Annotated in this window: 20 protein-coding genes and 1 riboswitch; of the genes, 4 read left to right on the top strand and 16 right to left on the bottom strand. The window is 75.6% G+C overall.

Translation table 11 applies throughout. The features are described 5' to 3' along the window. The 6 genes from cobF to RISW2_RS14710 all read right to left on the bottom strand — a co-directional run bounded on the left by cobF (nucleotide 1) and on the right by RISW2_RS14710 (nucleotide 5,270). Nucleotides 1-744, bottom strand: a complete 744-nt coding sequence (gene cobF, locus RISW2_RS14735; protein WP_043772642.1) for a precorrin-6A synthase (deacetylating) — start codon at nucleotides 742-744, stop codon at nucleotides 1-3. After that, entirely contained in the window at nucleotides 741-1,466 is a 726-nt protein-coding gene (cobA, locus tag RISW2_RS14730) for a uroporphyrinogen-III C-methyltransferase (RefSeq protein ID WP_043772640.1), read from the bottom strand. Before cobA ends, cobF begins: the two co-directional genes overlap by 4 nt. Beyond that, nucleotides 1,463-2,776, bottom strand: a complete 1,314-nt coding sequence (locus tag RISW2_RS14725) for a cobyrinic acid a,c-diamide synthase CobB (protein ID WP_043772638.1) — start codon at nucleotides 2,774-2,776, stop codon at nucleotides 1,463-1,465. The genes cobA and RISW2_RS14725 overlap by 4 nt, the downstream gene beginning before the upstream one ends. A gap of 111 nt (nucleotides 2,777-2,887) precedes the next feature. Further along, complete coding sequence (gene cobM, locus RISW2_RS14720) at nucleotides 2,888-3,682, bottom strand: precorrin-4 C(11)-methyltransferase (protein WP_043772636.1); 795 nt, start codon at nucleotides 3,680-3,682, stop codon at nucleotides 2,888-2,890. Continuing rightward, nucleotides 3,679-4,077: a cobalamin biosynthesis protein gene (locus RISW2_RS14715; protein ID WP_043772768.1), complete on the bottom strand. Its 399-nt coding sequence runs from the start codon at nucleotides 4,075-4,077 to the stop codon at nucleotides 3,679-3,681. The genes cobM and RISW2_RS14715 overlap by 4 nt, the downstream gene beginning before the upstream one ends. Beyond that, entirely contained in the window at nucleotides 4,074-5,270 is a 1,197-nt protein-coding gene (locus RISW2_RS14710) for a bifunctional cobalt-precorrin-7 (C(5))-methyltransferase/cobalt-precorrin-6B (C(15))-methyltransferase (RefSeq protein WP_043772634.1), read from the bottom strand. The genes RISW2_RS14715 and RISW2_RS14710 overlap by 4 nt, the downstream gene beginning before the upstream one ends. On the opposite strand from RISW2_RS14710, the gene RISW2_RS14705 reads away from it, so the two are divergent. Continuing rightward, nucleotides 5,269-6,030: a cobalt-precorrin-6A reductase gene (locus RISW2_RS14705; protein WP_043772630.1), complete on the top strand. Its 762-nt coding sequence runs from the start codon at nucleotides 5,269-5,271 to the stop codon at nucleotides 6,028-6,030. The two genes, RISW2_RS14710 and RISW2_RS14705, sit on opposite strands and share 2 nt — an antisense overlap. On the opposite strand, the gene cobJ is transcribed toward RISW2_RS14705, so the two are convergent. The 7 genes from cobJ to RISW2_RS14670 are packed head-to-tail and all read right to left on the bottom strand — an operon-like array spanning nucleotide 6,003 to nucleotide 14,156. Beyond that, nucleotides 6,003-6,758 carry a precorrin-3B C(17)-methyltransferase gene (gene cobJ / locus RISW2_RS14700; protein ID WP_043772627.1) on the bottom strand — a complete coding sequence of 252 codons (756 nt, stop codon included), beginning with the start codon at nucleotides 6,756-6,758 and terminating at the stop codon, nucleotides 6,003-6,005. The two genes, RISW2_RS14705 and cobJ, sit on opposite strands and share 28 nt — an antisense overlap. Further along, nucleotides 6,755-7,483, bottom strand: a complete 729-nt coding sequence (locus RISW2_RS14695) for a precorrin-2 C(20)-methyltransferase (RefSeq protein WP_043772625.1) — start codon at nucleotides 7,481-7,483, stop codon at nucleotides 6,755-6,757. Before RISW2_RS14695 ends, cobJ begins: the two co-directional genes overlap by 4 nt. Then, the gene (locus tag RISW2_RS14690) at nucleotides 7,480-8,109 is read right to left on the bottom strand and encodes a precorrin-8X methylmutase (protein WP_043772623.1); all 630 of its coding nucleotides are present in this window, start codon (nucleotides 8,107-8,109) and stop codon (nucleotides 7,480-7,482) included. The genes RISW2_RS14695 and RISW2_RS14690 overlap by 4 nt, the downstream gene beginning before the upstream one ends. Next, complete coding sequence (locus tag RISW2_RS14685) at nucleotides 8,109-9,278, bottom strand: hypothetical protein (RefSeq protein WP_043772621.1); 1,170 nt, start codon at nucleotides 9,276-9,278, stop codon at nucleotides 8,109-8,111. Before RISW2_RS14685 ends, RISW2_RS14690 begins: the two co-directional genes overlap by 1 nt. Then, nucleotides 9,275-12,631: a cobaltochelatase subunit CobN gene (gene cobN / locus RISW2_RS14680; RefSeq protein ID WP_043772619.1), complete on the bottom strand. Its 3,357-nt coding sequence runs from the start codon at nucleotides 12,629-12,631 to the stop codon at nucleotides 9,275-9,277. The genes RISW2_RS14685 and cobN overlap by 4 nt, the downstream gene beginning before the upstream one ends. 33 nt (nucleotides 12,632-12,664) lie before the next feature. Continuing rightward, complete coding sequence (cobW, locus tag RISW2_RS14675; protein WP_043772616.1) at nucleotides 12,665-13,720, bottom strand: cobalamin biosynthesis protein CobW; 1,056 nt, start codon at nucleotides 13,718-13,720, stop codon at nucleotides 12,665-12,667. Further along, the gene (locus RISW2_RS14670) at nucleotides 13,713-14,156 is read right to left on the bottom strand and encodes a DUF1636 family protein (RefSeq protein WP_051492054.1); all 444 of its coding nucleotides are present in this window, start codon (nucleotides 14,154-14,156) and stop codon (nucleotides 13,713-13,715) included. The genes cobW and RISW2_RS14670 overlap by 8 nt, the downstream gene beginning before the upstream one ends. Nucleotides 14,157-14,309: 153 nt before the next feature. Continuing rightward, nucleotides 14,310-14,550: riboswitch (cobalamin riboswitch) on the bottom strand. 62 nt (nucleotides 14,551-14,612) lie between these two features. Between RISW2_RS14670 and cobO the strand changes: the two genes are divergently transcribed. The 3 genes from cobO to RISW2_RS14655 are packed head-to-tail and all read left to right on the top strand — an operon-like array spanning nucleotide 14,613 to nucleotide 17,271. Beyond that, on the top strand, nucleotides 14,613-15,221 hold the full coding sequence (gene cobO, locus RISW2_RS14665) for a cob(I)yrinic acid a,c-diamide adenosyltransferase (RefSeq protein ID WP_043772614.1): 609 nt from the start codon (nucleotides 14,613-14,615) through the stop codon (nucleotides 15,219-15,221). 17 nt (nucleotides 15,222-15,238) lie between these two features. Beyond that, nucleotides 15,239-15,829: an HAD family hydrolase gene (locus RISW2_RS14660; protein ID WP_051492053.1), complete on the top strand. Its 591-nt coding sequence runs from the start codon at nucleotides 15,239-15,241 to the stop codon at nucleotides 15,827-15,829. Further along, nucleotides 15,826-17,271 carry a cobyric acid synthase gene (locus tag RISW2_RS14655; RefSeq protein ID WP_043772611.1) on the top strand — a complete coding sequence of 482 codons (1,446 nt, stop codon included), beginning with the start codon at nucleotides 15,826-15,828 and terminating at the stop codon, nucleotides 17,269-17,271. The genes RISW2_RS14660 and RISW2_RS14655 overlap by 4 nt, the downstream gene beginning before the upstream one ends. On the opposite strand, the gene bluB is transcribed toward RISW2_RS14655, so the two are convergent. The 3 genes from bluB to cbiB all read right to left on the bottom strand — a co-directional run. Then, a complete protein-coding gene (gene bluB, locus RISW2_RS14650; protein ID WP_043772608.1) occupies nucleotides 17,268-17,891 on the bottom strand; it encodes a 5,6-dimethylbenzimidazole synthase in 624 nt (207 codons plus the stop codon). The genes RISW2_RS14655 and bluB overlap by 4 nt on opposite strands. A 3-nt stretch (nucleotides 17,892-17,894) precedes the next feature. Further along, nucleotides 17,895-18,860 carry a threonine-phosphate decarboxylase CobD gene (cobD, locus tag RISW2_RS14645; RefSeq protein WP_043772605.1) on the bottom strand — a complete coding sequence of 322 codons (966 nt, stop codon included), beginning with the start codon at nucleotides 18,858-18,860 and terminating at the stop codon, nucleotides 17,895-17,897. Between the two features lie 42 nt (nucleotides 18,861-18,902). After that, a partial coding sequence (cbiB, locus tag RISW2_RS14640) for an adenosylcobinamide-phosphate synthase CbiB (protein ID WP_043772603.1) occupies nucleotides 18,903-19,773 on the bottom strand: 871 nt, incomplete at its 5' end.

Raw genomic sequence — 19,773 nt, 5'->3', positions numbered from 1 at the left:
TCACCCCTTCCGCAACAGGTAGGTGTCCATGATCCAGCCGTGCCGGGCGCGCGCCGCCGCGCGCCGCGCGACGATGCGGGGCCCTGCCTCGGCAAGCGGCCCCGCATCGAGCACCTGCTCCGGCATGCCGAGGAACGCCCCCCACCAGATGCGGAGGCCCGCCGGATCGAGGTCCTGAAAGCTGCACGCGCCGTCGAGCATGACCGCGACGCTCTCGGCGCCCGCGGGCCATCCGCCGTCGCGCAGCCGCCGGCCGGTCGTCACCACCACCGCGCCGTTCACGGTGTTGAACGGGACCGCGTGCGCGGCGGTCAGCGCCTGCAGCGCGGTGATCCCCGGAACCACCCGCACCCGCGGCGCGGGGTCGAGCCGCGCCGCGATGCGCAGCGTACTGTCGTAGAGCCCGGGATCGCCCCAGACCAGCAGCGCGACCGGCCCGTCCGGCGCCGCCGCGGCGATGGCGGCCGACCAGCGCCGCGCGATCTCGTCGTGCCAGAGCTCGACCGCACGCACGTAGGGCAGGTCCGGGTCGCGCCCGGGCATGTCGAATTCCACGACCCGTGCGCCGCTGCCGCTCGCACGCAGGATGGCATGGCGCAGCTCCGCGAGGTCGGCCTTGTCGGGCCCCTTGCGCGGCACGAGGACGAGGCTCGCGCCGCGCAGCGCCTCCTGCCCCTCGAGCGTCACGTGCCCCGGCGCCCCCGTGCCGATCCCCACGAGCCAGAGATCCGGCGTCCCGCTCATCCGGCCCCGTCCGCGAGCGGCCCGTAGAGGATCAGCGCGGGCTGGCTGCCCGGCTCTGCCGCGAGCATCTCGGCAAGCGCGCTCACGTCCGAGCGCACCACCCGTTCCGCCGGCGTCGACACCGCCTCGGCGAGGATCGCCGGCGTGCCGGGCGGCAGCCCCCGCGCGACGAGCGCCGCGAGCAGCGCGGGAAAGGTGCGCTTGCCCATGAAAACCACGGTCGAGGCGCCGGGATCGGCCAGCGCTGCAAGGTCGATGTCCCGCGGCAGCCCGCCATCGGCGTCGTGGCCCGTGACGAACTGCACCCGCCGCGCGGTCAGCCGTCGGGTCAGCGGGATGCCCGCTGCGGCGGCGGCGGCGCAGGCCGAGGGCACGCCCGGCACGATCTCGTAGGGAATGCCCGCCTCCCGCAGCGCCACGAGCTCCTCCTCGAGCCGCCCGAACAATCCCCCATCCCCGGACTTGAGCCGGACCACGCGCCCGCCCTCGCGGGCGTAATCGACGAGCAGCCGGCTCACGTGGTGCTGGCGCGGCGAGGGCCGGCCGGCCCGCTTGCCCACGCCCACGAGGTCCGCGCCGCTGCGTGCATGGGCGAGGATGGGCCCCGAGGAGAGATCGTCGAAGAGGACCGCGTCCGCGCGTTTCAGCCGGTCCACCGCCTTGAGCGTCAGGAGCTCAGGATCGCCCGGCCCCGAGCCCACGAAACTGACGAAGCCGCTCATGCCGCCTCCTCCGCCGCGATCAGGTGGAAGAACGTCCCGCTCACCCGCCCGCGCACGGACCCGGTCTCGGGAACCGGGCTGCCGTCCGCGTCGCTCACCGCGGCGAGCGGCGCGTCGGGCTGCGCGAGGATGGTCGAGTAGTGGAACTCGTGGCCCCGGAGCGCCGCGCCCGCCTCGTGGCCCGGCATCGCGTGGCGCAGCACCGCGCGGCGGTAGCCGAGGTGAAAGCGCCGCGTCTCGTAGCTCGTCACAAGCCCGAGGAGCCCCGCCATGGCGTGCCGGCGGCCCTCCTTGTCGATCAGCCCCGCGCCGAGCGCCATGTAGCCGCCGCACTCCCCGTGCACGGCCCGCGTCTCGGCGTGCTGGGCGAGCGCCGTGCGGAACCGCTCCGCGGCGGCGAGCCTGCCGGCATGCAGCTCGGGATACCCGCCCGGCAGCCAGACGACGTTCGCGTCCGGGTCGGGCGCCTCGTCCGCGAGCGGCGAGAACGGCACGATCTCCGCGCCCGCCGCGCGCCAGCCCGCGAGCTGGTGCGGATAGACGAAGGAGAACGCGGCATCCTGCGCCAGCGCGATCCGCTGGCCCGGCGGCGCGGGCAGCCGGCCCGGCCGCGCGGGCCCGCCGCCCGCCGCCGCGGCACGGATCGCGGCGAGGTCCACGTGGTCGCGCAGGAACGCCGCGTAGCCCGCGATCGCCGCCTCGAGGTCCGGATGCTCCACCGCCTGCACGAGCCCCAGATGCCGCTCGGGCAGCGCCAGGTCGCCCCGGCGCGGCAGCGCGCCCAGCACCGGCAGGCCGGCCCGCTCCATCCCGAGCCGCACCAGGCGCGCGTGCCGCGGGCTCGCCACCCGGTTCAGGATCACGCCCGCGATCGCGAGGTCGGGCATGTAGCGCGCGAAGCCGAGCGCCGTCGCCGCCGCCGATTGCGCCTGCCCGCCCACGTCGAGCACCAGCACCACCGGCCAGCCCATGGCGCGCGCGATCTCGGCGCTCGAGCCGAAGCCCGCGCGCCCCGCCGTCGCCACCCCGTCATAGAGGCCCATGGACCCCTCGCCCACGCAGATGTCGGCGCCCGCCGCGCCCGCGGCAACGGCGCCGAGCAGCGGCGCGTCCATGGCCCAGCAGTCGAGGTTGAACGACGCCCGCCCCGCCGCCGCCCGGTGGAACGCCGGGTCGATGTAGTCCGGCCCGCTCTTGAACGGCTGCACCGCGAGCCCGTCCTCGGACAGCGCCCGCAGGAGGCCCAGCATCACCGTCGTCTTTCCGGTTCCCGAGGCCGGCGCCGACACCATCAGTCCGCCCGGCAGCATGGCGGCCTCCCCGCGCCCGGTGCCCGGGCTTCTTCTTGGTCGAAACATCCCGGGGTGAATTCGCCGCAGGCGAAGAGGGGCGGCGCCCCTGCCCGGCCCGTCCCGCGCGCCTCAGTCGTCGCCATGCGTCCACTCCGCCCAGGGGCTTTCCGCGCTCTGCGGCCGGTAGCGCCGGTCGTAGTCCGCGGCGTAGAGCCGGCTCTCGTCGAAGCCCTCGCGCGCGAGCGCCGGACCGACGAGGATCAGCGCCGTGCGCGTGATCTCCGCGCCCGCCGCCTCCGCGAGCGCCGCGAGCGGCGCGCGCACCACGCGCTCGTCGGGCCAGCTCGCCCGGTGGACGATGGCCGCCGGGCAGTCGGCGCCGTAATGCGGCACGAGCGTCGCCACGATCTCGGCCAGCCGCCCGATCGAGAGGTGCAGGGCGAGCGTCGCGCCGGTCGCGGCGAAGGCCTCGAGCCGCTCGCCCGGCGGCATCGCCGAGGCGCGCCCGGGCGTGCGGGTCAGCACCACCGATTGCGCGAGCCCGGGCAGCGTCAGCTCCGCCCCGAGCGCCGCCGCCGCGGCGGCGAAGGACGGCACGCCCGGCGTCACCGTGTAGGCGATGCCCATCGCGTCGAGCCGGCGCAGCTGCTCGCCCATGGCCGACCAGACCGACAGGTCGCCCGAATGCAGCCGCGCCACGTCCTGGCCCGCCTCCCGCGCCGCGTCGATCTCGGCCATGATGCCGTCGAGGTCCATGGGCGCGGTGTTCACCACCCGCGCGCCCGGCGGGCAATGCGCGAGCACCGCCTCGGGCACGAGCGAGCCCGCATAGAGGCAGACCGGGCAGGCCGCGATCAGGTCGCGCCCCCGGAGCGTCAGGAGGTCCGGGGCGCCCGGGCCCGCTCCGATGAAATGCACCTTCACTGGGATCCCTCCATCCTGCCTGCGGTCCGTCCGTCCCGCGCCAGCGCGCAGGTGGCCGCGCCGTCCGCCGACACCGTGCGCGGCGCCAGGAGCCGCGCACCCGGCCCTGCCGCTGCCAGCGCCGCCGCTTCGGCCACGCTGCCGGTGCCGCGGGCGGCGATCGAGGCCGCCGACCGCGTCGGGACCTGTTGCGCCGCGAGCGCCGCGCTGTCAACCGGCCGGGCCGGCAGGCCGGTCGCGCGGGCAAGCGCGGCGAAGGCCGGCGCCTCGCACTTGTCCGCGACCGTCGCGAGCGCCTGCGCGCGCGCGCCCGTCGCGCGCTCCGCCTGCGCGAGCGCGTCGGCGAGGCTGCCCTCGCTCGCCCCGCCGCGAAACCCGAAGCCCGCGACGATCACGGCCGGAAGCTCCACTGCACCACCGGGTAGGCAGCGCGCCAGCCGCGATAGCCGCCGAGCGGCGCCGCGCGCGCGAGTTCGATGCGCAGAAGCTCGCCGCCGAGCCGCTCGTGCCAGCGGGCGAGCGTCGCCTCGCCCTCGAGCGTCACGGCATTCGCGACGAGACGCGCGGCCGGCGCGGCGGCGCGCAGCGCCGCGACCAGCGCGTCCGACAGCCCGCCGCCCACGAAGACCGCCTGCGGTGCGGGCAGATCCGCGAGCGCCTCGGGCGCCGTGCCTTCGACCACGCGCAGACGGTCGACGCCGAGCCGCGCCGCGTTCGACGCGATGCGCGCGGCGCGGTCGGCGCGGCGCTCGACGCTGACGGCGGCCAGCGAGGGGTCGCGCAGCAGCCACTCGATGGCCACCGACCCCGACCCGCCACCGATGTCCCAGAGCGTCTCACCCGGCACCGGCGCCAGCGCCGCGAGAGTCAGCGCGCGCATCGGCGCCTTGGTGATCTGCCCGTCGCTGTCGAACAGCGCATCGGGCAGGCCGGTGCCGCGCGGCAGGGCGATCCCGGTGCCCGCGACCTCGATGGCAGCGCAGACCGGGGCGGCCACGGCGTGGTCGGGCGGTGTGGCGGCCGAGGCCTCAGTCACGCGTTCGCGCGGGCCCCCGAGCGCCTCGAGCACCACGAGGCGCGAGGGGCCCCACCCGCCGGCGTCGAGATGCGCGGCGAGCTCCGCCACCGCCGCGCCGTCGCGCAGGAGCACGATCAGCCGTGCCCCCGGGGCAAGGTGCGGCGCGAGCCGCGACAGGGGCCCCGCGTGCAGCCCGAGGCACGTGACGCGGTCGAGCGGCCAGCCGAGCCGCGCGGCGGCGAGCGACGCGGTGGAGGGTCCCGGCAGCGCGCGCCATTCGCGGGCCGGAAGCCGCGCCGCGATCACGCTGCCGGCGCCGAACCAGAACGGATCGCCCGAGGCGAGCACGACCGTGGGCCTGCCGCGAAAGCCCTCGAGGATCGGCAGACCGTCGGCGAAGGGCACGGGCCAGACCACCCGTTCGGTGCCGGTCCCGGGCACCAGGGCCATGTGCCGCGCGGGCCCCATGACCACCTCGGCCGCATCGAGCGCGGCGCGGCTTGCGGGAGGCAGCCCGTCCGGGCCATCCTCGCCGAGACCGAGTATCGTCAGCCACGGACCCTCAGCCATGCGACCGAACCTCCTGATCCTCGCGGGCACGACCGAGGCGACCGCGCTCGCGCGCGCCGCGGCCGAGGCGGGGCTTGCCGGCACCGTCTCCTTCGCGGGGCGGGTCGAGCGGCCGCTGCGCCAGCCGCTGCCGCAGCGCATCGGGGGTTTCGGCGGGCCGGAGGGCCTCGCGGCCTATCTCGCGGCAAACGGCATCACCCACGTGGTGGACGCGACGCATCCCTTCGCCGCGCAGATGAGCGCCAATGCCGTGGCGGGGTGCGCCGCCGCGGGCGTGCCGCTCGTGGCCCTGACGCGGCCGCCCTGGCAGCCCGTCCCGGGTGACGACTGGATCCGCGTTTCCGACATCGCGGGCGCGGTCGCGGCGCTCGCAGGTCCCGCGCGCCGCGTGCTGCTGGCCGTAGGGCGGATGCATCTCCAGGAGTTCGCGCCGAACCCGCAGCATTTCTACCTTCTGCGGCTGGTCGATCCCCCGGCCATGCCGCCGCCCTTCCCGCGCGTGCACGCCGTCGTGGACCGCGGCCCCTTCGCGGAAGAGGCCGACCGCGCGCTCCTGACCGAGCACCGCATCGACCTCGTCGTGTCGAAGAACGCGGGCGGCAGCGGCGCCTATGCCAAGATCGCAGCGGCGCGCGCCCTGGGCCTGCGGGTCATCATGATCGACCGGCCCGACCTGCCCGACCGGCCCGAGCGCGCCACGCCCGCCGAGGTGCTGGACTGGGTGGCCGAGACTCATGCCGGGACCGAGCGCGGCGTGTAGACCCAGGGCGCGGCGCCCGGACGTTCGACCACGCGCGTCAGCGACGAGCCCACCAGCACCACGGTGCGCATGTCCGCCATCTCGGGCGCGGCCTCTGCCAGCGGCACCACGCGCAGCGCCTCGTCGGGCGTGCTGACGGCACGGGCGAAGATGACCACGCGCGCGGGTTCGCAGGTGTCGCGCAGGACCGACAGCGCGCGCGAAAAGCCTTCGGGCCGCGCACGCGAGCGCGGGTTGTAGAAGGCCATGGCGAAATCCGCCTCGGCCGCGAGGCGCAGGCGCTTCTCGATGGTTGCCCACGGCTTGAGGTTGTCCGAGAGGTTGATCGCGCAGAAATCGTGGCCGAGGGGCGCGCCCGCCCGCGCTGCGGCGGCGAGCATGGCGGTGATGCCGGGCAGCACGCGGATGTCGAGCCCGCGCCACGCGGCCGGCCCGGCCTCGAGCGCCTCGAAGAGCGCGGCGGCCATGGCGAAGACGCCGGGATCGCCCGAGGACACGACCGCCACCCGCCGCCCCGCGGCCGCGAGCGCTAGGGCGTGGCACGCGCGGTCGAGCTCCACCCGGTTGTCGCTGGCATGAAGCGCGAGCCCGGCCCGCTCAACCACCCGCGCCACGTAGGGCCCGTAGCCCACGACGTCCGTGGCTTCTGCCAGCGCCTCGGTCACCTCGGGCGTCACCAGCGCGTCCGCCCCGGGACCGAGGCCCGCCACGACCACCCGGCCGGTCACGGCCGCCGTCCCTGCCCGTGCACCACGACGATGGAGAAATACGGCGCGACACGCGCGCCCGCCTCGGCCAGCGGCACGACGCTCTGGCCCTCCATGCTGGCATATTCCACGAGCCAGGCCCGGTCGGCCTTGCCCGCGGCGGCGAGCGCGCGGGCGATCTTCGGCAGGTTGCGGCCCACCTTCATCACCACGAGCGCGTCGGCCTGCGCCGCGCCGCGCGCGAGGTCGGCCTCGGGCAGCGTCCCCATGAGCACGGTCAGCACGTCGTCGCCCCACGTCACCGGCATGTCCGTCGCGGTCCACGCCGCGGACATGCCGGTCACCGCCGGAACGATGCGCACCGGCACGTGGTCGCGGAGCCGCGCGTGCAGGTGCATGAACGAACCGTAGAAGAACGGGTCGCCCTCGCAGAGGACCACCACGTCCTCGCCCGCCTCGGCGAGCGCGCGCAGATGCGCCGTGCACTGCGCGTAGAACGCCGACAGGAGGTCGTTGTAGCGCGGGTCGTCGAGCGGGATCTCGGTGGTGACGGGATATTCCATCGGGTATTCCACCGCGTCGCCCCGCAGCATGCCCTCGACGATGGCGCGCGCGCGGCCCGGCCGCCCGGCCTTGCGGAAGAACGCGACATGCCGCGCGGCGCGTACCAGCCGGTCGGCCCGCACGCTCATGAGCTCGGGATCGCCCGGCCCGAGGCCGACGCAATGGACGGTGCCCGGGCTCATTCCGCCCGGCTCGCGATGGCGTTGATGGCGGCGACGGTGATGGCGCTGCCGCCGAGCCGCCCCTCGACGATGACGCAGGGCGCAGGCGCCGCCTGCCAGAGCGCGTCCTTCGATTCGACCGCGCCGACGAACCCCACGGGGCAGCCGACGATGGCGGCGGGCCGCGGGCAGGCCGGGTCCTCCAGCATGTTCAAGAGGTGGAAGAGCGCGGTCGGCGCGTTGCCGATCGCCACCACGGCGCCGCCGAGACGCGGCCGCCAGAGCTCCAGTGCGGCGGCCGAGCGCGTGGTCGCCATCTCCTGCGCGAGCCCTGGCACCGAGGGGTCGTGCAGCGTGCAGATCACTTCGTTTCCGGCCGGCAGGCGCGGGCGGGTGATGCCCTCGCTCACCATGCGCGCGTCGCAAAGCACGGGCGCGCCCGCGCCGAGCGCCGCGCGCGCCGCCGCGACCATCCCGGGCGAGAAGCGGATGAAGCGTTCGAGCCCGACCATGCCGGCGGCATGGATCATGCGCACCGCCACCTGCTCCTCGTCGGGCGCGAAGCCGTCGAGCGCGGCCTCCGCGCGGATCGTGGCGAAGGACTGGCGATAGATCGCCGCACCGTCGGTCTCGTAGCTGTAGGGCATCAGGTGCCGAGCGCCTCCTCGATCTCCGCGGCGGAGAGGCCGCGGCGGCTGGGCTCTTCCCACGGCGCGCCGCCCATCACAAGGTCGTATCGCCCCCCGCGCGCCACCGCCGTGACGTCGGCAGGCCGTGGATTCGCACAGCCCTTGGCGCAGCCCGACACGTGCCAGAGCGCGCCCTCGGGCACACGAGCCGCGAGCGCGGCGGCGAGCGGGCGCGTGGCCCCCTCCGCCTGCGGGCAGCCCGGCGCGCCGGTGCAGGCCACGACGCGGAGCCGCGGGTCGCCGGACGCGGTCACGAGGTCGGGCGCGGCGAAATCCTGGAGGCGGTCCCCGGCGCCCGGCACGAACAGCGTGCGGAACGGCGTGACGCAGAGCGGGGCGTCATCGAGCCGATCGGCGATGCCCGCGAGCCGCTCTGCCCGCAGAAGCCCGAAGGCCGCGCCGAGCGACAGCCCGCCCGCGCCGGGTCCGGGCGGCACCGGCGACAGGGCCGGGTCCGGCACCGCGTCGCCCGCAAGGTCCGGCGGCAGCACCGCGCCGCGGGCCAGGTGCCGCGCCATGCGGCCCCGGCCGTCCGCTCCGATGCCGCCCGAGGCCGCGAACCACTCCGCGAGCGCCCGCGCCAGCGCGACCGCAGCCGCCGCGTCCGGCACGGGGCGCCCCGCCCGCGCGCCGTCCGCGCGCACGAGGATCCCTGCGGCGCAGCGTTCGATCCGGACATCGCCGCTTGCCGCCGCGATGCGCCGCCCGGCGGGGCCCGCATCGACGGCGAAGCCGAACTTCGACGGCAGCGGCGGCCAGCCCGTCGCGCCCAGCGCCGCCTCCAGCGCCCGGGCAAGCGGCGCAGCCGTGCCGTCGTCGTCGAAGGGCGACACGACCACGTTGCGCCGCGCCTCGACGCCCGCGTCGTCATCGACGAGGCCCGCGGCGGCCAGCCCCTGCTGCAACGCGGGCAGCGCCGCCGCGGATATCCCGCGGATCTGCAGGTTCGCCCGCTGCGTGATCTCGAGCGTTCCGCTGCCATGCCGTGCCGCCAGGGCCGCGAGCGCCCGTGCCTCGTTGGCCGACAGCCGCCCGCCCCGGGGGCGCACGCGCAGGACGTAGCCGTCGCCCGACAGCATCGGGGTCAGCGCCCCGGGACACCAGCCGCGGACCCGCGCCGTGCTCATGCGCCCGCCTCCAGCCCCGCGAGGATGGAATTGCGCCGCGTCTGCCAGAGCCCCGCGGCGGCGAGCTCCGCGAACCGCGCGCGCATGGCGTCGAGCGCCTGCGGGTTCTCGGCCCCGAGGAAATCCGTCACGCCCGCGTCGCCGAGCGTGGCCTCCCAGTAGAGGTCGAAGAGATGCGCCGGCACGGCGCCCGCGAGATGCGCGAAGGCCGCCATGTGCTCGAGCGTCGCGGCAATCTCGGCGGCGCCGCGGAAGCCGTGCCGCCGCATGCCCGCGATCCAGCCGGGATGCGCCGCGCGCGCCTGCACCACGCGCGCGACCTCCTCGGTCAGCGCGCGGACCCGCGGGCGCGCGGGATCGGTGTTGTCGAGATGCCAGAGCGCCGCCCTGCCCCCCGCCACGCCCTGCGCCGCGGCAAAGCCCGCCTCGTGCGCAGCGTAGTCCTCGGCCAGCAGGAGGTCGGTCTCGGGCAGGTCCTGCGCGTGCACGAAAGCGTCCGTCGTGGCTACCCGCGCCCGGATGCCGTCGGGATCGGGCCGGGCCGTCGTGCCGTCCAGCGCCCACGCGCTGGCCGCGAGCCACGCCTCGCCCGCGGCCCGGCGGCCGTCCTCGGAATAGTCGGTCAGCAGCCCGCCCATGGCGAGGCCGAAGGAGCCGGGTTTCGGCCCGTAGACCCGCGCGCCCGCGGCGCGTCCCGCGTAGGGGTTCCAGTCCGCCGCCTCGTCGCGCCCCTCGAGCGCGCGCACCGCCTGTCCGAAGAGCGCCGCGAGACCGGGAAAGACGTCGCGGAACAGCCCCGAGACCCGCAGGGTCACGTCGATCCGCGGCCGGTCGAGCTCGGCCACCGGCAGCACCTCGATCCCCGAGACGCGCTCGGACCCCTCGTCCCAGGTCGGGCGCACGCCGATCAGCGCCAGCGCCATGGCGAAATCCTCGCCCGCGGTGCGCATGGTGGACGAGCCCCAGAGGTCGACGATCACCCCCCGCGGCCAGTCGCCCTCGTCCTGCAGGTGCCGGCGCACCAGCGCCTCGGCCAGCCGCACGCCCTGGGCGTGGGCCGACCGGGTCGGCACGCTCCGCGGATCGGTGGTGTAGAGGTTGCGCCCCGTGGGCAGCACGTCGGTGCGTCCGCGATGGGGCGACCCGGACGGCCCGGGCGCGATCCACCGTCCCGACAGCGCGTCCGGCAGCGACCGCCGCTCGGCCGCGGCCGAGGGCCGCGCGTCGAACGCCCCGGGCGGCATGTCGGGCGCACGTCCCCAGACGTGCAGGCCGTCGCCGAACTGGCTCTCCTTCACGTCGCAGACGAAGCGGTCGATGCGGGTGATCGCCTCGGCCGGGCAGGCCTCGACCCCGAGACCCAGGTCCTCCTCGACGCCGAGCGCGCGCGCCTCGTCGCGGATGTCGCCGGTCAGCCGGTCGCGCCGCCCGGGGTCGAGCCCGTCGGCGTTCGAGAACTCGTCGAGCAGCGCCTCGAGCCGCGCGAGCCGCGCCGGCGTGCCCGAGACCCGCAGCGGCGGCGGCACGTGGCCGAGGGTGACCGCGCCGACCCGCCGCTTGGCCTGCGCCGCCTCGCCCGGGTCGTTCACGATGAAGGGGTAGATCACCGGCAGCGCGCCGGTCAGCGCCTCGGGCCAGCACGCCTCGGACAGCGCGACGGCCTTGCCCGGCAGCCATTCGAGCGTGCCGTGCGCGCCCACATGCACGAGCGCGTCGGCCTGCTCCTGCAGCCAGAGATAGAATGCCACGTAGGCGTGCCGCGGCACGCGGCCGAGGTCGTGGTAATCCTCGCCGCGCCGCTCGGGCAGGCCGCGCTCGGGCTGCAGCGCCACCAGCGCGCGGCCGCGCCGCACCGCGCGAAAGGCAAAGCCGCCGGGCCCCGTGTCGGGGTCGTCCTCGGGCGCGCCCCAGGCCGCCGCGAGATCGTCGCGGAGCGCCCGCGGCAGCCGCGCCAGCGCCGCGCGGTAGGCCTCGAGCGGCCAGGTGATGCGTCCCGCGGACAGCGCCGCGCCGAGCGGCGCGGCGCTGTCCGCATCGTGCCCCGTGGCGGCGAGGTCCGCGAGCATCGCCTCCGCCGAGGCGAGCGCGTCGAGCCCGACCGCGTGCGCCATGTTCCACGCGCGCCCGGGATAGGTCGACAGCACCAGCGCCACGCGCCGCGCCGCCGCGGGCTTCCGGGCGAGCGCGATCCACGCCGCGACCCGGTCGGCCGCCGCCGCGACGCGGCCCGCCTCCGGCACGTGGGCCACGCGCGCGAATTGCAGGTCGGGGTCGCGCGTGCCCGCCTCCTTGAACGACACGGCGCCCGCGAAGATGCGGCCGTCCACCTCGGGCATCACCACATGCATGGCGAGATCCGCGGGCGAGAGCCCGCGCTCGGCCGCGGCCCAGGCATCCCGCGTGGCGGTCGAGAGCGCCACCTGGAACACCGGGACGCCCCCCGCGTCGAGCGGCGACGCGCCGTCCGCGCCGCGTCCCGAGAACGCGGTCGCGTTCACGATGGCCTGCGGCGCGAGCGCCGCCACCTGCCGCGCGAGCCAGCCCGCCGCTTCCGGCGCCTTGAGCGACGGCGCGAAGAGCCCCGCCACCCGGCAGCCGCGCGCGCGCAGCGCCGCCATCATCGCCTCGACCGGCGCGAGGTCCGCCGCCACGAGATAGGAGCGGTAGAAGACCACGAGCACGAGGGGCTTCTTCTTGGCCGAAATATCCTCCGGGGGGGCGCCGGAGGCGCGGGGGGCGGACAGCCCCCCTCCGTCCCCGCCGAACGCGATCGCGGCGGGACAGCAGACCCCGTCCCCGTCGGTCCAGGCGCCCACCGGGGGCAGCGCCTTCGCTCCGCGCACGGGCCCCGCATAGAGCCCCGCAGCCAGCGCCAGCTGCTGCAGCGCCGCCTGCGCCGCCACCGCGCCGCCGCCGTCGCAGAGCCGCGCGAGGCGGGCGCGGGTCGAGGCGGGCACGGTCGAGACCGCGTCGAGCTGCGGGTCCGCGCGCCCGTCCGCGGGCAGGACGGCGAGCGCGATGCCGCGCGCCGCCGCCAGCGCGGCCAGCTGGTCGAGGCCGTAGCTCCAGTAGGACCGCCCGCCGATCAGCCGCACGAGGATGCCCTTCGCGCCCGCCAGCGTCGCGTCGAGATAGGTGTCGACCGACAGCGGGTGCCGCAGCGCCGCGAGGTTCGCGAGCCTCAGGGACGGCAGCCGGCCCGCGCGCCCGCCGCCGCGCTCCCACCCCGCCGCGAAGGCGCCGAGGTCGCTGTCGGAGAAGGACAGCACCACGAGGTCTGCGGGCTCCTGCCCGAGATCGGTCGGGGTGTCCGTCTCCTCGAGCCCGTGGCTCTCGCGGAAGATGACGTGCATGGCGGCCCTCCCAGGCCCCGCGTGGCCGTGCCGCTACTCCGCCGCGGCCGCGGCGGGAACGAGCGCGTCGCGGATCGCGGCGGCGTCGATGTCGTCGTGCTCGGCGATCACCACCAGCCGGCCGCCGCGCGCCTCGCCAGGCGCCCAGGGCCGGTCGTACTGGTGGCGCACCCGCGCGCCCACCGCCTGCACGAGGAGCCGCATGGGCTTGCCCGCGACCGCGGCGTAGCCCTTGACCCGCAGGATGTTGCGCGCGCGGGCAAGGTCCTCGATCCGCGTCACGAGGTCGGCGGGGGCGCCGATCTCGGGCAGGTCGATCACCACGCTCTCGAAATCCTCGTGGTCGTGGTCGGGCGCGTCGTCGTGGTGCGAGGGGCGCGCGTCCATGTCGTCCTCGGCCGCGGCGCCGAGCCCGAGGATCACGCGCGGGTCGACCACGCCCTCGGCGACCTCGACCACCGGCAAGGGCCGCGGCGCCTCGGCGGCGATGACAGCGCGCGCCTTCGCAACGCCCTCGGGCCCGGCGAGGTCGGGTTTGGTCAGGAGCACGATGTCCGCGCAGGCGATCTGGTCCTCGAAGACCTCGGATAGCGGCGTCTCGTGGTCGAGGCTGTCATCCGCGAGCCGCTGGGCGTCGACGCGCGCGACGTCGGGGGCGAAGCGGCCCGCCGCCACGGCCTCCGCATCGGCAAGCGCGATCACGCCGTCGACGGTCACCGCCGAGCGGATCGCGGGCCAGTCGAAGGCCTTCAGCAGCGGCTTCGGCAGGGCGAGGCCCGAGGTCTCGATCAGGATGTGCTCGGGGCGCGGGTCAAGCTTCAGCAGCGCCTCGATCGTGGGCAGGAAATCGTCGGCGACTGTGCAGCAGATGCAGCCGTTCGCGAGCTCGACCACGTTCTCGGCCGGGCAGTCTGGGATGGCGCAGCCCTTGAGGATCTCGCCGTCGACGCCCACGTCGCCGAACTCGTTCACGACCACGGCGAGCCGCTTGCCCATCGGATTGCGCATCAGGTTCGAGATCAGCGTCGTCTTGCCCGAGCCCAGAAAGCCGGTGACGATGGTGACGGGCAGCTTCTCGAGATCAGCCATGGGCGGCCTCCGTTCGGGGTTGGGTCTGGGGATCGGCATCGTCGGCCGCCACGGGCGGCGGGATGCGGGCGATGCAGTTCTTGCGGAAATGCTGCGGGCGCTCGCGCCACGGGATGAGCCCGTCCGCGGTCGCCCGGTAGCGCGCCGCCCCATCGAGCAGCATGTCCACGTCCGCCACCTCGTCGAGGCGGCCGTAGACATAGGTCCAGCGGCCCGGCCCGCGCAGCGCGACGGTGCAGCCGTGGTCGCAGTTCTGCAGGCACTCGACGCCCACGAGCCGCACGCCCTCGGGCAGTCCCGCCGCGGCGAGGTTGTCGTGAAGGTGCGCGCCCGGGCGGCGCTCGTCCGCCGGCATGTCCTGTCCGCGGCGGCAGGTCATGCAGACGAGCAGCTCGGCCCCCGCCCCGTCCGTCCCGGCTCGGCTTCTGTCGCTCATCGCTCTCGGCCCCTCTGCCTGTCCCGCCGCGGAACCGCGGGGTCCCGGGGGTCGTCCATCGGGACGGCGGCACCTTGGAACGGGGGGTCCGGCACGCGTCGCCAGGCGGGCGCGAGCCTCTGAGCCTCCCGACACCGGCGCACCCCGTCCGGTCCACGTCGTTTCGTGCTGGCAGGTCTCCCGGCTTGCGGATCCCGGGGCCCGACGCGGCGCCGTGGGGCGCATGCGGGACTCCGACGGTCGCCCGGCCTTCCCGGCCCTCTCGCGGGACCAGTGGCACCTGGGCGACCTCTCCGGTTACGGTCGCGGGGGCGGCGTGCCTCGCCGGGGCCAGGCCCGGCTGCAGCTTCCCTTTTCACCCGTTTACACGGGCACCAGCCTTTGCGACATGCTCAGGAACGCGGCCGGCTGTCAAGCCGCGCGCCCCATTCGCACCGATCCCCGACCGGAGGTCCCATGGACGACGTCACCGAACGCCACAATGCCAAGATGCGCCGCATCAAGGCCGCCCGCGACGAGATGATGAAGTCGAAGACCGAGGAGAAGGGCCTGATCGTCGTGCACACCGGCGCCGGCAAGGGAAAATCGTCCTCGGCCTTCGGCATGATCATGCGCTGCATCGCCCATGGCATGCCCTGTGCGGTGGTGCAGTTCATCAAGGGCACCTGGGACACCGGCGAGAAGACGTTCCTGCGCGAACGATTCGCCGAGGAATGCCGCTTCTTCGTCTCGGGCGAGGGCTTCACCTGGGAAACTCAGGACCGAGCCCGCGACGTGGCCGCCGCCCGGAACGGCTGGGAGATCGCCAAGGCGCAGATCCGCGATCCGGACATCCGCTTCGTGCTGCTCGACGAGATCAACATCGCGCTGCGCTACGACTACCTCGACATCGACGAGGTCGTGGATTTCCTTCTGACCGAAAAGCCGCGCATGACCCACGTGGTCCTGACCGGGCGCAACGCCAAGCCCGAGCTGATCGAGGCGGCCGACCTCGTGACCGAGATGACGCTGGTCAAGCATCCGTTCCGCGAGGGCGTGAAAGCCCAGGCGGGAGTGGAGTTCTGAGGGCGCCCGACCTCGTCGTGTGGGATTTCGACGGCGTGCTGAACACGGAGCCGCCGTCGGGCCCGTTCCCGTGGATCGACGACCTGCCGCAGGAGATGGGGATCGACGCGGGCGCCTTCCGCGCGTTCCTGCGCCAGCCGGGGCTCGCGCGCGACGTGCTGCGCGGACGGCGGGACCTCGAGGAGGCGCTGGCCGCCTGGCTCGCCACGCGGGACACGCAGGTCAGCGCGGCGGAGCTGCATGCCTACTGGCTCGACCGCGATGCGCGGCCCGACGCGGAAACCGTGCGCTGGCTCGACGCCGCCCCGCAGCGCGCGGTCATCGGCACGAACAACACCGTGCCCCGCGCCCGCTACATCATGGAGCGCATGGGCTTCGCCGCCCGGGTCGAGGCGATCTTCGCCTCGGGCGGCCTCGGTGTCGCCAAGCCCGATGCGGGCTTCTGGCGCGCCATCGAGGACTGGTCCGGCCTGTCGCCCGGGCGCATCCTGCTGATCGACGACGCGCGGGCGAACGTCGCGGCGGCGCGGGGCCGCGGCTGGCAGGCCTTCCACTTCACCGCCGAGAGCCGCGCGCGGCTGCCGGCGCTGCTCGGGATCGACGCATGAGCCGCGCGCTGATGATCCAGGGCACCGGGTCGAATGTCGGCAAGTCGCTGCTCGTCGCGGGGCTCGCCCGCGCGGCGCGGCGGCGCGGCCTCTCGGTCGCGCCGTTCAAGCCGCAGAACATGTCGAACAACGCCGCCGTGACCGCGGACGGGGGCGAGATCGGCCGCGCGCAGGCGCTGCAGGCGCTCGCCGCGGGCCTCGTGCCCCGGACCGACATGAACCCGGTCCTGCTGAAGCCCGAGACCGATACCGGCGCGCAGGTCGTCGTGCAGGGCCGCCGCCTGACCACGGTGCGGGCGCGGGACTACGCCGCGCTGAAGCCGCAGCTGATGGCGCGCGTGCTCGAGAGCTTCGCGCGGCTGCGCGGGGCGCACGACCTCGTCCTCGTCGAGGGCGCGGGCAGCCCGGCCGAGGTCAACCTGCGGGCGGGCGACATCGCCAACATGGGCTTCGCCCGTGCGGCGGAGGTGCCGGTGATCCTCGCCGGCGACATCGACCGGGGCGGCGTCATCGCGCAGATCGTGGGAACGCAGGCGGTGATCGACCCGGGCGATGCCGCGATGGTCGCAGGTTTCCTCGTGAACCGCTTCCGCGGCGATCCGAGCCTCTTCGACGAGGGTTACCGCATGATCGCGGAGCGGACCGGCTGGCGGGGTTTCGGCGTCGTGCCGTGGTTCGCGGACGCCTGGCGGCTGCCGGCGGAGGACGCGCTCGACATCCGGACGCAGGCCCGCGGGACCGGCCTGCACGTGGTGTGCCTGTGCCTGTCGCGGATGGCGAATTTCGACGACCTCGACCCGCTGTCGCAGGAGCCCGGCGTGCGGCTGACCATGCTGCGCGCAGGCGCGGCGTTGCCGGGCGACGCCGACGTGGTGATCATGCCGGGGTCGAAGTCCACGCGGGGCGATCTCGCCCATCTGCGCGCCCAGGGGTGGGACGTGGACCTCGCCGCGCATGTGCGCCGGGGCGGGCATGTCCTCGGCATCTGCGGCGGGTTCCAGATGCTCGGGCGCCGCGTCTCGGACCCCGAGGGGATCGAGGGGCCGCCCGGCAGCGATGCGGGTCTCGGCCTGCTCGACGTCGAGACGGTCATGACGGGCGACAAGCGCGTGACCGAGGCTGCCGCGATCCACGCCGCGACCGGCACAGCGTTCACGGGCTACGAGATCCATGTGGGCCGGACGACGGGGCCCGACCGCGCCCGCCCCTTCGCCCATGTCGACGGCGCGGCGGAAGGCGCGGTGGCGCCGTCGGGCCGCGTCGCAGGCAGCTACCTACACGGCATGTTCCGCGACGACCGGTTCCGCGCGGCGTGGCTCGGCGGCTTCGGCGCCGCGTCCGGGACGCGCTACGACGCGCAGGTCGAGGCGACGCTCGACGCGCTCGCCGATCACCTCGAGGCGCACCTGGACGTGGCCGGGCTGATCGCCGTGGCGCGCTAGCGCGTCTCCCATTCGGGCTCGGCGTTTTCCTGCCAACCCGCGCGGTGCAGGAGCGGCGTGTCGTCCACCGCCTCGGGGTAGCCCAGGCAGACATGGGTCGCGAACCGCCAGCGCGGGGGCACGTCGAGGATGCGTGCCATGACGTCCGGAGACAGGATCGACACGAGCCCTGCGCCCACGTTCTCGGCCCGCGCGGCGAGCATCAGCGCGTAGACCGCCATGGCCGTCGACTGCATCAGCGTCTCGGGCATGGTCGCGCGGCCGAGGCCGTGACCCTCCTCGGGGTCGGTGTCGCAGAAGATCGAGAGCTGCAGCGGTGCGCGGTCGAGACCCGCCAGCTTGAGCGCCGCGTACTCCTTGCGTCGCGCGCCCGCATAGGCGGCCTCGGCGGCGGCGGTGCAGCGGGCGAACTCGTCGCGGATGGCGGTCCGCACGGCCGGGTCCTCGACCCGGATCACCCGCCACGGCCGAGCGTTACCGACCGACGGTGCAAGCGCCATCGCCTCGGCAAGCCGCGCCACCAGCGCCGGGTCGAGCGGGTCTGTGCGGAAATGGCGCACGTCCCGCCGCCACGTCATGAGCGCCTTGAGCCGTGCGCGGTCTTCGGACGAGAACTCCATCGCTCAGAGCGCCGCCGCGAGCGCGCGCCACCCGGCCTCGGTCCCGGGCAGGCCGAGGCGCAGCCAGCCGCCCGAATAGGGAAAGGCGCGCGACCAGACGCGCCGTCGCGCGAGCCTCTCCTGGGCCGCGCGCGCGTCGCCGGTGTCGTAGGTCCGGAACAGGTGCGTGCCACCGACGAGCCGCCAACCCGCCCGCCCCGCCAGGGCGTCGAGGCGCGCGGCATCGCGGGTCAGCCGGGCGATCGTCCCGGCCTGCCATTCGCTGTCGGCGAGCGCCCGCACGCCCGCCGCGATCGCAGGGCCGCTCACCGCCCAGGGTCCCGCGAGCGTCGCGAGGCGCGCCGCGGTCTCCTGCCCCGCCAGCGCGAAGCCCAGCCGCAGCCCGGCGAGCCCGTAGAACTTGCCGAAGGAACGCAGCACGACGACGCGCGTGTCCGTCCCGTCGAGGAGGGGGGCCAGCGACAGCGCGGGCTCGGCATCGGCAAAGCTCTCGTCGACCACCAGTTGGCCGACCCGCGCGGCCAGCGCACGCAGGGCGTCGGGCGGCGTCCGGCGGCCATCGGGATTGTTCGGGTTCACCACCACGGCGAGGTCGGCCCCGGCGAGCGCGTCGGTGTCCCCGACTGTCTCGACCGACCAGCCGGCAGCGGCGAGCGCCGCGGCATGTTCGTTGTAGGTCGGCCCGAGGACGCGGGCGGTTCGCGGGGCGTCGAGCCGCGGCACCAACTGGATCGCCGCCTGCGCCCCGGCGAGCGGCACGACGGCCGCGCGGGTGGCATAGGCCGCCCGCGCGACATCGCGCAGGGCCTGCAGGTCGGCGGCGGTGGGCAGCGCGGTCCAGGCCCGCCCGGGCAGGTCGGGCAGCGGATAGGGCACCGGGTTGATGCCGGTGGACAGGTCGGTCCAGGCGCCCTCGTCGCCGCCATGCCGGGCCATCGCCCGGTCGAGGTCTCCGCCATGATCGCGCATGCCGGTCAGAGACCACGGCGGCGGCGCCCGGGCAAGCCCCGTTCAGATCACGGCCGCGAGCGCGAGGCCGAGCGCGAGCAGGAGGAGCGCGCGCAGATAGAGCGCGAGGCCCCGCGCCAGCGCCGCGGCGTCGGGATCGGGCGCCGCGGCATTGAGCCACGGCTCCTCCGCCACGCGATCGGAATAGACGCGCGGGCCGGACAGGCGCACCCCGAGCGCGGCGGCCATCGCGGCCTCGGGCCAGCCGGCATTGGGCGATCGGTGGTGCGGTGCGTCGCGGCGCATGACGCGGATCACCGCGCGCGGCCGCCCCGAGGCCAGCGCGAAGAGCAGGCCGGTCAGCCGCGCGGGAACGAGGTTCGCCACGTCGTCCACGCGCGCCGCCACCGCGCCGAACGCCTCGTGCCGCGGCGTGCGGTGGCCGATCATCGAATCGAGCGTGTTGATGGCCTTGTAGGCGGCGATCCCCGGCAGCCCGCCAACGGCGCCCCAGAAGAGCGGCGCGACGATCCCGTCGGAGGCGTTCTCTGCGAGGCTCTCGGTCGCGGCGCGGGCGATGCCGGCGGCGTCGAGCCGTTCGGGATCGCGCCCGACGATCATGGCGACGGCCCGGCGCGCGCCGGCCACGTCCCCACGTCCGAGCGGCGCGGCCACCGCCGCCACGTGTTCGTGCAGCGACCGGGCCGCGACAAGCGGCCAGGCGAGCACACCCGCGAGGATGGCACCGGCGGCGCCGCCGGGCAGCGCAGTCTGCACCAGCGCCGCGGGCAGCGCCGCGGCCGCCACGGCGAGCAGCGTCGCGATGCCCCCGAGGAGCTGCCGCTGCGCGACGCTGCGCCGGGGATCGTTGAGCCGCGCATCGAGGACGAGGATCAGTCGCCCGAGCCACGTCACGGGATGGCCGATCCGCGCG

This window comes from Roseivivax isoporae LMG 25204, assembly GCF_000521865.1.
Lineage (GTDB): Bacteria > Pseudomonadota > Alphaproteobacteria > Rhodobacterales > Rhodobacteraceae > Roseivivax > Roseivivax isoporae.
The sequence above is the reverse complement of the archived record's forward strand: the minus strand, read 5'-3'. Positions and strand labels throughout refer to the sequence as shown.

Bases quoted from the DNA above. Each gene is read 5' to 3' on its own strand.
- cobN (WP_043772619.1), bottom strand. From the start codon at position 12,631: ATGCACGTCATCTTCCGCGAGAGCCACGGGCTCGAGGAGACGGACACC.
- RISW2_RS14690 (WP_043772623.1), bottom strand. From the start codon at position 8,109: ATGCCCTACAGCTACGAGACCGACGGTGCGGCGATCTATCGCCAGTCC.
- cobW (WP_043772616.1), bottom strand. From the start codon at position 13,720: ATGGCTGATCTCGAGAAGCTGCCCGTCACCATCGTCACCGGCTTTCTG.
- RISW2_RS14710 (WP_043772634.1), bottom strand. From the start codon at position 5,270: ATGGCTGAGGGTCCGTGGCTGACGATACTCGGTCTCGGCGAGGATGGC.
- RISW2_RS14685 (WP_043772621.1), bottom strand. From the start codon at position 9,278: ATGAGCACGGCGCGGGTCCGCGGCTGGTGTCCCGGGGCGCTGACCCCG.
- RISW2_RS14725 (WP_043772638.1), bottom strand. From the start codon at position 2,776: ATGCTGCCGGGCGGACTGATGGTGTCGGCGCCGGCCTCGGGAACCGGA.
- RISW2_RS14705 (WP_043772630.1), top strand. From the start codon at position 5,269: ATGCGACCGAACCTCCTGATCCTCGCGGGCACGACCGAGGCGACCGCG.
- cobD (WP_043772605.1), bottom strand. From the start codon at position 18,860: ATGCGCGATCATGGCGGAGACCTCGACCGGGCGATGGCCCGGCATGGC.
- bluB (WP_043772608.1), bottom strand. From the start codon at position 17,891: ATGGAGTTCTCGTCCGAAGACCGCGCACGGCTCAAGGCGCTCATGACG.
- cobO (WP_043772614.1), top strand. From the start codon at position 14,613: ATGGACGACGTCACCGAACGCCACAATGCCAAGATGCGCCGCATCAAG.
- RISW2_RS14695 (WP_043772625.1), bottom strand. From the start codon at position 7,483: ATGAGCCCGGGCACCGTCCATTGCGTCGGCCTCGGGCCGGGCGATCCC.
- cobA (WP_043772640.1), bottom strand. From the start codon at position 1,466: ATGAGCGGCTTCGTCAGTTTCGTGGGCTCGGGGCCGGGCGATCCTGAG.
- cobF (WP_043772642.1), bottom strand. From the start codon at position 744: ATGAGCGGGACGCCGGATCTCTGGCTCGTGGGGATCGGCACGGGGGCG.
- RISW2_RS14670 (WP_051492054.1), bottom strand. From the start codon at position 14,156: ATGAGCGACAGAAGCCGAGCCGGGACGGACGGGGCGGGGGCCGAGCTG.
- RISW2_RS14655 (WP_043772611.1), top strand. From the start codon at position 15,826: ATGAGCCGCGCGCTGATGATCCAGGGCACCGGGTCGAATGTCGGCAAG.